The organism is Lentzea chajnantorensis (assembly GCF_054300775.1).
The window spans coordinates 2,660,557-2,673,287 of sequence record NZ_JBSDZT010000002.1; the positions used below are offsets into that span (position 1 = coordinate 2,660,557).

At 71.2% G+C, this 12,731-nt stretch carries 10 protein-coding genes; 9 read left to right on the forward strand and 1 reads right to left on the reverse strand.

Annotation, left to right across the window (positions count from 1 at the left end; translation table 11 throughout):
* Positions 1–44 precede the first annotated feature (44 nt).
* The 9 genes from ACVDFE_RS13915 (at position 45) to truB (ending at position 10,686) form a co-directional block, all read left to right on the forward strand.
* Complete coding sequence (locus tag ACVDFE_RS13915; protein WP_458434331.1) at positions 45–284, forward strand: YlxR family protein; 240 nt, start codon at positions 45–47, stop codon at positions 282–284.
* Between the two features lie 87 nt (positions 285–371).
* A complete protein-coding gene (infB, locus tag ACVDFE_RS13920) occupies positions 372–3,554 on the forward strand; it encodes a translation initiation factor IF-2 (RefSeq protein WP_458430684.1) in 3,183 nt (1,060 codons plus the stop codon).
* Positions 3,555–3,627: 73 nt separating this feature from the next.
* A complete protein-coding gene (locus tag ACVDFE_RS13925; protein WP_360390728.1) occupies positions 3,628–3,924 on the forward strand; it encodes a DUF503 domain-containing protein in 297 nt (98 codons plus the stop codon).
* A gap of 13 nt (positions 3,925–3,937) precedes the next feature.
* A complete protein-coding gene (rbfA, locus tag ACVDFE_RS13930) occupies positions 3,938–4,387 on the forward strand; it encodes a 30S ribosome-binding factor RbfA (RefSeq protein ID WP_360390725.1) in 450 nt (149 codons plus the stop codon).
* A 134-nt stretch (positions 4,388–4,521) separates the two neighbouring features.
* Positions 4,522–5,508, forward strand: a complete 987-nt coding sequence (locus ACVDFE_RS13935; protein WP_458430685.1) for a DHH family phosphoesterase — start codon at positions 4,522–4,524, stop codon at positions 5,506–5,508.
* Positions 5,505–6,638 (forward strand): ROK family transcriptional regulator, encoded by a 1,134-nt coding sequence (locus tag ACVDFE_RS13940; protein WP_360390720.1) that lies wholly within the window; start codon positions 5,505–5,507, stop codon positions 6,636–6,638. The genes ACVDFE_RS13935 and ACVDFE_RS13940 overlap by 4 nt, the downstream gene beginning before the upstream one ends.
* A 408-nt stretch (positions 6,639–7,046) precedes the next feature.
* On the forward strand, positions 7,047–8,336 hold the full coding sequence (locus tag ACVDFE_RS13945) for an MATE family efflux transporter (RefSeq protein ID WP_458434332.1): 1,290 nt from the start codon (positions 7,047–7,049) through the stop codon (positions 8,334–8,336).
* 116 nt (positions 8,337–8,452) lie between these two features.
* Complete coding sequence (locus tag ACVDFE_RS13950; protein ID WP_360390718.1) at positions 8,453–9,787, forward strand: MFS transporter; 1,335 nt, start codon at positions 8,453–8,455, stop codon at positions 9,785–9,787.
* An 11-nt stretch (positions 9,788–9,798) separates the two neighbouring features.
* The gene (gene truB, locus ACVDFE_RS13955; protein ID WP_360390715.1) at positions 9,799–10,686 is read left to right on the forward strand and encodes a tRNA pseudouridine(55) synthase TruB; all 888 of its coding nucleotides are present in this window, start codon (positions 9,799–9,801) and stop codon (positions 10,684–10,686) included.
* Between the two features lie 49 nt (positions 10,687–10,735).
* Here the strand turns inward: truB and ACVDFE_RS13960 are convergent, their stop codons facing one another.
* Entirely contained in the window at positions 10,736–12,697 is a 1,962-nt protein-coding gene (locus tag ACVDFE_RS13960) for a tachylectin-related carbohydrate-binding protein (protein WP_458430686.1), read from the reverse strand.
* Positions 12,698–12,731 lie beyond the last annotated feature (34 nt).

The window sequence follows — 12,731 nt, forward strand, 5'->3', positions numbered from 1 at the left end:
GCCGAGCTCGGACGTTGCCCTCTGAGCTGCTGCGAGTGGTCGCGGTGGACGGTTCGGTGGTCCCGGACGTCCGTCGGCGGCTTCCGGGTCGGGGTGCTTGGTTGCATTTCGATCTCGAATGTCTCCGCAACGCCGAGCGGCGACGAGCGTTCTCACGGGCCTTCAAGGTCCAGGGAGCACTCGACGTCGCTTCGCTGCGCGAGCACGTCGAGCAGCACGGGAACTTGGCCTCGGGACAGCCCCAGGGCCAGCAAGCAACAAGGAAGCAGGTCGACCCGTCATGAGTCAGCCGTGAAGCTGAAGACATGAACGCGCGACGTTAAGACGAGGTCGATGGGACTTGCCCGCCGGCCTCACGACCTAGGAGAGCAGTGGCAGGCAAGGCCCGCGTGCATGAGCTCGCGAAAGAGCTCGGTGTTACGAGCAAGGAAGTTCTCAACAAGCTCGCCGAACAGGGCGAGTACGTGAAGTCCGCGTCGTCGACCGTCGAGGCCCCGGTGGCCCGGCGACTTCGCGACGCCTACGAAGCCAAGTCCTCGAAGCCGGCTCCCAAGCCGTCCGCTCCGAAGCCGAAGGCACCCGCACCCGCTGCTGCCGCAGCGCCCGCCGCACCGGCGGAGTCCAGGCCGGCAGCGTCCGACACCAAGCCCGCCGCGCCGAAGGCCATGCCCGGCCCGCGTCCGGCGGCACCGCGCCCGGCGGCGCCCAAGCCCGCTCCGGCAGCTCCTGCCGCGCAGGCCCCGGCTCCCGCCGCGCCCGCACAGCCCCAGGCCCCGGCCGCCGCACCGGCACCCGCCGCGTCGGCTCCGGCCGCCCCCAAGGCTGCCCCGGCTCCCGGCTCCAAGCCGGGTGGCCCGCGTCCGGGCCCCCGCCCGGCTCCGCAGCAGACCCAGCAGCAACAGCCCCAGCAGCAGCCGCAGGCCCCGGCCGCGTCGGCTGGTGGGCAGTCCCCGTCCGTGGTCCCGCCGCGCCCGCAGTCTCCCAAGCCTGCCGGCCCGCGCGCCCCGCGTCCGGGCAACAACCCCTTCGGCGTCGGTGGCGGCAACGCTCCCTCGCCGCGTCCTGGACCCCGTCCCGGCCCTCGGCCCGAGCAGGGCGGCGACCGCCCCGCCGGTGGTCCGAAGCCCGGTGACCCGCGTCCGGCGAACCCCCGTCCGAGCGGTGCGCCCGGTCAGGGTGGTCCGCGTCCCGCGGCCGCACAGGGTGGCGGTCGTCCCGGCCCCGGTCAGGGCGGTCCTCGCCCGGCGCCGGGTCAGGGCGGTCCCCGTCCCAACCCGGGCAACATGCCTCCGCGGCCGAACCCCGGCATGATGCCGGGCAACCGTCCGGCCGGTAACCGTCCTGGTCCTGGTGGCGGCGGTGGCCGTCCCGGTGGCGGTGGCGGTGGCGGCGGTCGTCCCGGTGGGGGCGGCGGCGGTGGCGGCTTCCGCGGCGGTGGCGGCGGTGGCGGTGGCGGTGGCTTCCGTCCCGGTGGCGGCGGTGGCGGTGGCGGTGGCTTCCGTCCCGGTGGCGGCGGTGGCGGTGGCGGCGGTTTCCGTCCCGGCGGTGCCGGTGGCGGTGGCGGCGCGCCCGCTGGTGGCGGCGGTTTCCGCGGTCGTCCCGGCGGCGGTGGCGGTGCCGGTCGCGGTGGAACCGCTGGTGCCTTCGGTCGTCCGGGTGGTCCGGCGCGCCGTGGACGCAAGTCCAAGCGGCAGAAGCGCCAGGAGTACATGGACAACATGCAGGCGCCTTCGGTCGGTGGCGTCCGCCTGCCCAAGGGCAGCGGCGAGACGATCCGCCTGCCGCGCGGTGCCTCGCTGACCGACTTCGCCGACAAGATCAACGCCAACCCGGCGTCGCTCGTGCAGGTGCTCTTCCACCTGGGCGAGATGGTCACGGCGACCCAGTCGGTGTCCGACGAGATCCTGGAGCTGCTCGGCTCCGAGATGAACTACGTCGTGCAGGTCGTGTCCCCCGAGGAGGAGGACCGCGAGCTGCTCGAGACGTTCGACATCACCTACGGCGAGGACGCCGGTGACGAGGACGACCTGCAGGTCCGCCCGCCGGTCGTGACCGTCATGGGTCACGTCGACCACGGCAAGACCCGCCTGCTCGACACCATCCGCAAGGCGAAGGTGCACGAGGGCGAGGCCGGTGGCATCACCCAGCACATCGGCGCGTACCAGGTGCAGACCGAGCTCGAGGGCAACCCGCGGCTCATCACCTTCATCGACACCCCGGGCCACGAGGCGTTCACCGCCATGCGTGCCCGTGGTGCGAACGCGACCGACATCGCGGTCATCGTCGTCGCCGCTGACGACGGCGTGATGCCGCAGACCGTGGAGGCGATCAACCACGCGCAGGCCGCTCAGGCGCCGATCGTGGTCGCGGTCAACAAGATCGACAAGGAGGGTGCGAACCCCTCCAAGATCCGCCAGCAGCTCACCGAGTACGGACTGGTCGCCGAGGAGTACGGCGGCGACACGATGTTCGTCGACATCTCCGCGAAGCAGGGCATCAACATCGACAGCCTCCTCGAGGCCATCCTGTTGACCGCCGACGCTTCGCTGGACCTCCGGGCCAACCCGGACATGGAGGCCCAGGGTGTCGCGATCGAGGCGCACCTCGACCGCGGTCGCGGTCCGGTCGCCACGGTGCTCGTGCAGCGCGGTTCGCTGCGCGTCGGCTCCTCGATCGTCGCGGGTGACGCGTACGGTCGCGTCCGCCGCATGGTCGACGAGCACGGCGACGACGTCACCGTCGCGACCCCGTCGCGTCCGGTGCAGGTCATCGGTCTGACGTCGGTGCCCCGCGCCGGCGACACGTTCCTCGTGGTGGAGGAAGACCGGGTCGCACGGCAGATCGCCGAGCGCCGCCAGGCACGCACCCGCAACGCCGCCAACGCGGCGAAGCGCAAGCGCGTCAGCCTGGAGGACCTGGACGCCGCGCTCAAGGAAACCAGCGCTCTCACCTTGATCATCAAGGGTGACAACTCGGGTACCGTCGAGGCCCTCGAGGACGCGCTCATGAAGATCGAGGTCGGCGACGACGTCGAGCTGCGCGTGATCCACCGCGGTGTCGGTGGCATCACCGAAGGCGACATCAACCTCGCCGTGGCCGGTTCCGCCATCGTCCTGGGCTTCAACGTCCGGGCCGAGGGCAAGGCGACCGAGCTCGCGAACCGCGAAGGCGTGGACGTCCGGTACTACACGGTCATCTACCAGGCGATCGACGAGATCGAGGCGGCCCTCAAGGGTCTCCTCAAGCCGGAGTACGAAGAGGTCCAGCTCGGCCGCGCCGAGATCCGCGACGTCTTCAAGTCCTCCAAGGTCGGCACGATCGCGGGTTGCATGGTCCTGTCGGGCGAGATCCGCCGCAACGCGCGTGCTCGCCTGCTCCGTGACGGCAAGGTGATCGCGGAGAACCTCCCGATCAGCTCGCTCAAGCGGTTCAAGGACGACGCCACCGAGGTCCGCGAAGGTTTCGAGTGTGGTCTCACGCTCGGCAACTACAGCGACCTCAAGCTGGAAGACATCATCGAGACCTTCGAGATGCGCGAGAAGCCGCGCGCCTAGTCGGCCGATGAGGGGGGTGCGGAGCCGCTTTAACCAGTGGCTCCGCACCCCTTTCTTCTGGAGGATCTTGCCCATGTACGTGGGGGCTTTGGAACTGGACGTGCTCCTGGGCGACGTCCACTCGTTGAAGGAGAAGCGCTCGCTGGTCCGCCCGGTCGTGGCGGAGCTGCGCAAGCGCTTCGAGGTGGCGGCCGCCGAGGCCGGCCATCAAGACCTGCACCGACGCGCTTTGATCGGCGTAGCAGTGGTTGCTGCCGACGCTGCGCACGTCAGGGACGTGCTCGACAGCTGTGAAAGGCTCGTCGCCGGACGTCCCGAACTGGAATTGCTCTCCGCCCGCACACGACTCGTGGGGCCGGAGGACGACTAGGAAGGGGAGGCTCGTGGCCGACACGGCACGTGCCCGCAAGCTCGCCAAGCGGATCTCGCAGATCGTCGCCTCCGCGCTGGAGCACGAGGTCAAGGACCCGCGCCTGGCCCGCGTCACCATCACCGACACGAAGGTGACCGGCGACCTGCACGACGCGACCGTCTACTACACGGTCCTGGGCGAGCGTCTCGACTCCGAGCCCGACTACGCCGGTGCCGCCGCGGCACTGGAGAAGGCCAAGGGCGTGCTGCGCTCCATGGTCGGGCAGCAGACGGGCGTCCGGTTCACGCCGACGCTGACGTTCATGACCGACACCGTGCCCGACACGGCGCGGAAGATGGACGAGCTGCTCGCCCAGGCACAGGCCGCCGACGCCGAGGTCGCCCGTCTCGCCGCGGGTGCCTCACCCGCCGGTGAGGCCGACCCGTACAAGGCGCCGCGGGCCGACGAGGACGAGGACTGACGAATCGGGACGGTCTCCGGCACACGCCGGGGACCGTCCACTTCGCACCGCTCCTGCCAGCTCCGTCGCCGGAAAGCAGCACAGGAATGGGTGCCTTGTCACACAGCCGGACCACGAGCGGTTAACGTCTCCCTGTGGCAGACGACCTGAGCACCACCATCGCCGAGGCCGCACGGTTGTTGGCAGATGCCCGTGACGTGACCCTGCTGGCGCACATCAATCCCGACGCGGACACGCTGGGCAGCGCGCTGGCGGTCGGTCTGGCGTTGCACCGGCGCGGTGCGCGGGTGCGGGTGGCGTTCGGTGACCCCGAGGTCGTGCCGGAGTCGTTGCGGGCGTTGGACACCGCCGGACTGCTGGTGCACCGCGACGAGGTGCCCACCCACCCCGAGCTGCTGGTCGTCCTGGACACCGCGAGCCTGCAGCGGTTGGGGCCCTTGGCAGATCGCGTCGCCGGCGCCCGCGGACCCGTGATCGTCGTCGACCACCACGTGTCGAACACGCGCTACGGCACCGTTCACTGCGTCGACGAACACGCGGAGGCGACGGTGCTGATCGCGTTGAAGCTCCTCGACGAGATGGACGTCGAGCTCGACGAGCCGATCGCGCGCTGCATCTACGCGGGCCTCGTGACCGACACCGGTGGCTTCCGCAACGCCGGGCCCGCCGCGCACCGGACGGCCGCGCGGCTGCTGGAGACCGGAGTGGACGCCTACCGGGTGACGCGGCCGTTGATGGACGCCCACCCGTTCGCGTACCTGGGCATGCTGTCGCGCGTGCTCGCCCGCGCCGAGCTGGACCCGGCCGCGGCGGGCGGTCTCGGGTTGGTGCACGCGGTCGTCGGGCTGGACGACGCGCAGGGCGTTCGCAGCGAGGAGGTGGAGAGCGTGATCGACGTGGTGCGCTCGACCTCCGAGGCCGAGGTCGCCGCTGTGCTGAAGGAACTGCGCCCCGGCCGCTGGTCGGTGTCGTTGCGCGCGGTGAGCCGGGTGGACGTGCGCGAGGTGGCCCAGGTGCTCGGTGGCGGCGGCCACCGCCTGGCCGCCGGGTTCACGTTCGAGGGCGCACCGGCGGAGGTCGTCGCCGCGCTCAAGGGCGCGTTGGAGCGGGTGGAGTCATGACGAGAACCGGAAGCCCGCGCCTGCTGCGGGAGATCAACGACCGCGCGGCCATCGAGACGTTGCTGCGCAGCGGCGCCATGACCCGCGCCGAGCTGGAGGAGGTCATCGGCCTCTCCAAACCGGCGACCGCGCAGCTCCTCGCACGCCTCGAAGAGGACGGCATGGTCGTCCGCACCGGCCTGCGCGGCGGCGGCCGCGGCCCGCGCGCCCAGATGTGGGCCGTGAACGGCGCCGTCGGCCACGTGGCCGCCGTGGCGCTGACGCCCGAGCTGATCGACGTGGTGATCGCCGACATCACCGGCACCCTGCTCGCCGAGCACAGCACCCCGATGCCCGCCACCGACACCCTCCAGGCCTTCCGCACCGCGGTCCAGAAGGCCGCCGCTCTCGCCGGCCTGCGCCTGGACGCCCTGTCCCACGTCGTCGTCGGCACCCCCGGCGCCGTCGACCCGGCCACCGGCTTCCTCGGCTTCGCCCCGCACCTCCCCGGCCTCGTCGAGGTGGACCTCCCCTCGACCCTGCGCACCCTGCTGGGCACCTCGGTGTCGATCGAGAACGACATCAACCTCGCCGCCCTGGAGGAGATGAGCACCGGCAAGGCCGTCGGCGTCCGCAACTTCGTCCTCTTCTGGCCCGCCGACGAGATCGGCTCGGCCATCGTCGTCAACGGCACCCTGCTGCGCGGCGTGACCGGCGGCGCCGGCGAGGTCGACTCGATGCAGATCCCCGGCGGCCGCTACGGCGACCAGGTGGACAACGAGGCGATCGTGGCCCTCGCCGCCTCGCACGGCATCACCGCCACCTCCGGCGTGGAGGCCGTTTCCGCCGCGTTGGAGGCCGGCGCTTCCGGCCGCGAGTTCTTGTCGGACCTCGCCCGTAGGATCGCTCACGGGTTGGCGAACGTGGTGTGCGTGCTCGACCCGGAACTGGTGCTGCTGTCCGGCGGAGTCGCGCAGGCCGGCGGCGAGACCCTGTGCGAGCTGGTGTCGGAGGAACTGCTGAAGCTGGTCGTCCCCCGCACCTCGGTGCAGCTCGCCCAGATCACCGCGAACCCGGTCCGGTCCGGGGCCCTGCACTCGGCGCTGGCCGTGGCGCGGGAGCAGGTGTTCGGGCTGCCGCAGCGGGCCTGAGCGGGTTCCTGCTCCCATCCCTGCTCCTTCACTCGAACGGGTGGATGTGGGCTGGTGGATGTCCGGATCTCGTCGCTCGGCTCCCTCGCTGGGGAGGAAGCGCGCGGGGGTGCGGGAACGAGGTGGGGCGGGAGTGCTTTCCATCGCTAAGTAGTTCGGTCGTGCGGCTTGAGCGCCTAGGTTCGGTGTGTGGAGGAACAGGGGCTAGGGGTCGGTGGGCAGGGCTCGGACGTGGACCGGGGCGCTGCGGGCCGGAGTGATGCGGGCCGGGATGCTGCGGCCTCGGCAGGGACCGTGGATGGAGCAGGCGCTGCGGGTGCGGGGGTGAATGCCGTTCGCGCCGGCGCGCCAGCCGGTGCCGACCACGCCGGCACGGCCAACGACAACGACGACGGCGACGGCGACCACGTGCCTGCCCGTCGCGTCATCGGCCTGGCCGTGCCCGCACTGGGCGTCCTGGCCGCGGAACCGCTGTACGTCCTCGTCGACACCGCCGTGGTGGGCCACCTGGGTGCGTTGCCGTTGGCCGGCCTCGCCCTGGGGGGTGTGCTGCTGACGCAGGTGTCGACGCAGCTGACGTTCCTGTCGTACGGCACGACTGCGCGCACGGCGCGGTTGCACGGTGCGGGGCGGCGGGGGGATGCCGTTGCCGAAGGGGTGCAGGCGACGTGGCTGGCGTTGGCCGCGGGTGTGCTCGTGGTGTTGCTGGGGCAGGTGTTCGCGCGGCCGTTGGCGGAGGTGCTCGCCGGAGGTGGGGCGGTTGCGGATGCGGCGGTCGAGTGGGTGCGGATCGCGTTGTTCGGGGCGCCGTTCATCTTGGTCACGATGGCGGGCAACGGGTGGATGCGCGGGGTGCAGGACACGCGGCGGCCGTTGCGGTACATCTTGATCGGCAACGGGATCAGTGCCGTGCTCTGCCCTGCGCTCGTGTACGGCGCGGGGTGGGGGCTGGAGGGGTCGGCGATCGCCAACGTCGTCGCGCAGGTGTTGTCGGCGGGGTTGTTCTTCAAGGCGTTGGTTGCGGAGCGGGTGCCGTTGCGGCCGCATTGGGCGGCTATGCGCGCGCAGCTCGGCATGGGGCGCGATTTGGTGCTGCGGAGTTTGGCGTTCCAGGCGTGCTTCATCAGTGCGGCGTCAGTTGCGGCGCGGACGTCTATTGCGGCTGTGGGAGCGCATCAGGTCGTGTTGCAGCTGTGGACGTTCCTGGCGTTGGTGCTGGACTCGTTGGCGATTGCGGCGCAGTCGCTTGTCGGGGCGGCGCTGGGGGCGTCGCGGCGCCGGCGGGCTGAGCGGCTCGCCTGGCAGGTGACGCGGTACGGGCTGGTGTTCGGGATCGGGCTCGGGCTGGTGTTCGCCGCGGTGGCGTCGGTGTTGCCGAGGGCGTTCACCTCGGACGCCGGGGTGCTCGCGGAGGTGCCGAACGCGTGGTGGTTCTTCGTTGCGCTGCAACCGATCGCGGGCGTGGTGTTCGCGCTCGACGGGGTGTTGCTCGGGGCGGGGGACGTGAAGTTCATGCGGACAGCGACGCTCGGGTCGGCGGTGGTCGGGTTCCTGCCGCTGGTGTGGGCCTCGTACGCGTTCGAGTGGGGACTCGCCGGGATCTGGACCGGGTTGTCGGCGTTCATGGTCCTGCGGCTGGTCGCGGTGGTGTGGCGGACGCGGACCGGGGAGTGGGCGGTCGAGGGCGCCGTCCGGTGACGGCTGTCCCGCAGGGTGGGCTGTGGCCGAGTTCACGGCATGGAATCGTTACCAAGAAGGTTGTTTAGGCGATGTAACTAATGTCTGCCCGTCTCCGACCTGGGGAGAGTGTCGCCTTGCCGGTCGTCCGCCAAGATCGAGATGCTGCTCGTGCCGCGTGGCTGATCTGGACCACCGCCGTACTCGTCTACTTCGCCGCCGTCTTCCACCGCAGCACGCTCGGCGTGGCCGGGCTGGAAGCGAGTGAGCGCTTCGGGCTCGGGCCCGCGCAGCTCGGTGTGTTCACCGTGTTGCAGGTGGGGGTGTACGCCCTCATGCAGATTCCCACCGGTCTGCTCGTGGACCGCTACGGGCCGAGGAAGGTCCTCACCGCCGCCGCGTTGCTCATGGGCACGGGGCAGCTCCTCTTCGCGATAGCCGAGTCATATCCCCTCGGGCTTGTCGCGCGCGCGGTGCTGGGCATGGGTGACGCGATGACGTTCATCAGCGTGATCCGGCTCGTCGCGGCGCACTTCTCACCACGGAAGTACTCGTTGGTCGTCGCGATCACGGCCGCGCTTGGGGGCGTGGGGAACCTCGTCGCGACGGTGCCCCTCACGCTCATGCTCGGCAGCATCGGCTGGACGTGGGCGTTCCTCATCGCGGGCGGCGCGACCGCTCTGTACGCGTCGGTGGCGTTCCTGAAGGTCCGCGACGTGCCGCCGGGAACCGTCACGCCGAAGCCGGAGGTCGTGCCGTTCCGCAGGATCTGGCCGAAGGTCCGGCAGGCGTGGAGCGTCCCGGGCACCCGGCTCGGGTTCTGGGCGCACTTCAGCACCATGTCCACGCCCGCTGTGCTCGGCCTGCTGTGGGGCTTCCCGTACCTCGTGCAGGCGCAGGGCATGTCACCGAAGGCGGCGTCGTCCACGCTCGGACTGCTGGTCATCGGCGCGATCGTGACGAGTCCGATCATCGGCGCGTTGTTCTCGCGCAACCCGGAGTGGCGCATGCCGATCGCGGGCTGGTTCCTGGCGTTCGCGTTCATCGGGTGGGGCGTGCTCTTGTTGTGGCCGGGCGGTCACGTGCCGTCGCCGGTCATCGCGGTCGTGTTCCTCGTGCTCACGATCGGTGGACCCATCTCGGGCGTGGCGTTCGCGTTGGCGCGTGACTACAACCCGTCGCACCGGCAGTCCACGGCCAGCGGCCTGGTCAACGTCGGCGGCTTCCTCGCCGTCACGGTGGCGGCGCTCGGCGTCGGTGTCCTGCTGGACCTGCTCGAGAACGTGCTGAGCCCGCAGAACGCCTTCCGCGTCGCGTTCGGCTTCCTCGTCGTGGTGCTCGCGTTGGGCGCCTGGCGGATGCTGGTCTGGTGGCGGCGCGCACGGGCCGCGGTGTTCGCGGCGGAGGCGCGCGGCGAGACGGTGCCGGTGCAGTTGCGGCGTCGGCGTTGGGACGCTCTGCGCGTCGCTTAGGATCAGCGGCCGTGAAAAGTTCTGTTGCACCTGGCCTGGTCGTCGTCGACAAGCCGGACGGCATGACCTCGCACGACGTGGTGGCACGGGTGCGCAGGATCCTCGGCACCCGCAAGGTCGGGCACGCCGGCACGCTCGACCCGATGGCGACCGGTGTCCTCGTGCTCGGCATCGAACGCGCGACGAAGCTGCTCGGCCACCTCGCGCTCGACAGCAAGGCCTACCTCGCCACGATCGTGCTCGGCGCGGCCACCACGACCGACGACGCCGAGGGCGAGGTGCTGTCCACCGCGGACGCGAGCCACGTCGAGGACGCCGCGATCACGGCCGAGATCGCGAAGCTCACCGGCCCCATCCAGCAGGTCCCGTCCGCGGTCAGCGCGGTGAAGATCGACGGCAAGCGCGCCTACGCACGGGTCCGCGCCGGTGAGCAGGTCGACATCCCCGCCCGCCCGGTCACCGTGCACCGCTTCGACGTGCTGTTCAGCCGCCGCGAGGACGAGAAGGTGCTGCTCGACGTCATGGTCGAGTGCTCGTCGGGCACCTACGTCCGCGCCCTGGCCCGCGACCTCGGCGCCGCACTGGGCGTCGGCGGCCACCTCGGCGCGCTGCGCCGCACCAGGGTCGGCCCGTTCGACCTGCGCGTGGCCCGCACGCTGCAGCAGCTGGAGGAGACCCCCGGCCTGTCGCTCGACCTCGACGCGGCGGTCGGCACGGCGTTCCCGCGCCGCGAGATCGACCCGCTGGAGGCCGCGGCGCTGTCCCACGGCCAGCGCCTGAGCGCCGGCGGGTTCGACGGCACCTACGGCGTGTTCGGACCCGACGGCCACGTGATCGCGCTGGCCAAGGACGAGGACGGCCAGGCCAAGCCCGTGGTGGTGCTCAGCCCGGCCGGATGACCCCGGAGGTGCGGCGCAGACCCCGCAAGGCCTGCGCCGCACCACTTCCTCAGCCCTGCAACGGCACGTTCACGAACTCGCCGGCGCCGTCGGTCGCCGTGGCGGACCTGGCCGCCGCCGAGGAAGCCGCCACCCAGCGCAGCAGCTTCGGCACACCGCCGGGGGTCCGGAACGCGATGACCCAGGTGTCACCGGCCGGCGACACGGCCGGGTCGACCACGGTCTCGTCGGCGTAGTTCGTGACCTCGGTCCACGGGTGCCACGCCGTGCTCGCCGACGCGACCTGCCCGGTGCGGTAGACGAACCCGTCGTCACCGCGCACCGCGAGCTGCACCGTCCCCTGCGGCGCCAAGAGCGCGGACGGAGCGCCGACCGCCGTCACGCCGCTGGGCAACGAGCCGGGCACCGCGGTCCAGGTGTCCGGGATCGTGCCGCTCGACGTCGTCTGGACGGTGTGGACGGTGCCGTCCGACTTGCGCGCGAACAGCTGCACGACGTTGTTGGGCAGGGCGACGACCGCGGCCGCGCTGGTGAACCCGTTGGTGGTGGTGCACTGCCACGCCGTCTGCACCAGGTCGGTGATGCCCGCCTTGCACTGGCGGCCGTCGGCGTTGCGGACGACCAGCACGATCGTGTCGCCCTGAGCGTACGCGGTGAAGTCCTTGCTGCCCGGTGCCACCGGTGCCGCGCCACCCGGCCTGCGCCACGACGGGAAACCGCCGTTGAGCACGCGCTGCTGGCGCAGCCAGAGCGCACCGGAGGAGTCGATCGCCACCATCGTCTGGATCTTGTTCGCGGTCCGCACGAACTGCGGGGCGCTGACCATGTACCCGCCGAAGTCGGCGTGCGGGTTCCACACACCGGGCGAGTTGCGCAGGAAGCCGTGCACGTTCGAGTCGGTACCCGGCCCGTAGACGCGGATCATGCCGTTCTCGTTCTCACCCGTCGTCAGCGCACCGCTGAAGGACGAGTAGCCGGTGCGCGTCTCGAACCCGTTGGGGGTCGTCCCCGACAGGTCGGTGATCTCCCCGTGCACCAACGACTTCGCGTTGTCGACGTAGCTGTAGTGGAGGTTGCCCGTGGTGGTGGACCTCAGCAACGACGGCTTGGCCGTCGGCTCGGACGCGGCCGCGGGGATCGCCGGGTTCGTCACACCGGTCACCGCGCAGGTGTCCGGTGCCGCCGTCGTCGTCGCGCTGTCCGCCGCCCAGTTCGTGCCGGCGGGCTGGGCACCGCTGCCCGTGGCGAAGCGCTGCTCGGAGTCGATCCACCGGTACCACCACACGGTCCGGTACTGGGCGTGGATGCCGTAGACGATGTCGCCGCCGGGGGAGAACAGCGTGCTGTGCGCGTTCCACCCCGTAGCAAGCTTGCCGCTGCGCGACACCCACCGCTGGGACGGGGCGTGGTAGCGGAACCGGTACACGTCACCGGCCGGGGTGCGGGCCCACAGCACGCCCTCGCCGGCGGCGACGATCGCGTCGTACTGGTTCCACCCGCCGTCGAGGTACCACTCGGCCCAGCTGTTCGAGGTCTGGTTGTACCGCTTCATCCGCAGCGCTCCGGCGGCGTCGACGTAGTAGAAGTCGCCGCGCGCGTCGATGGTCAGGCGCTGCCGGTAGGCCGGGTCCGTGTTGTAGATCTTCCAGCTGTCCGACGTGTCGATCTTCGTCGACTCGCCGTTCTTGTCCCAGCCGGTGCCCAGCCAGATCTGCTGGTGCACCTCGCCGGCCGAGTTGATGTAGTACACCTTGCCGCCGGGCCCGGCGTACGTCGAGGCGGGCCACCCGTTGCCGATGCCGGCGTTGTTGCCCCAGACGTTCTGACCGGTCTCCGGCTCCTCGTGGTAGTGGATGTGCAACCCGCCACCCGTCCGCGCTTCGAAGATCGGCGCGGTCGTCTTGCACGTGAACGAGTCCACCGCGGCGGCAGTGGGAGCGGTGACCGCGGCGGGGACCACCGCCAGCGCGGTGGCGACGGCCGCGGGCAGGGCGAATCTTCGGAAGTTCATGCGGTTCAAGCCTTTCTGAGCAGAAGAGCGGCGT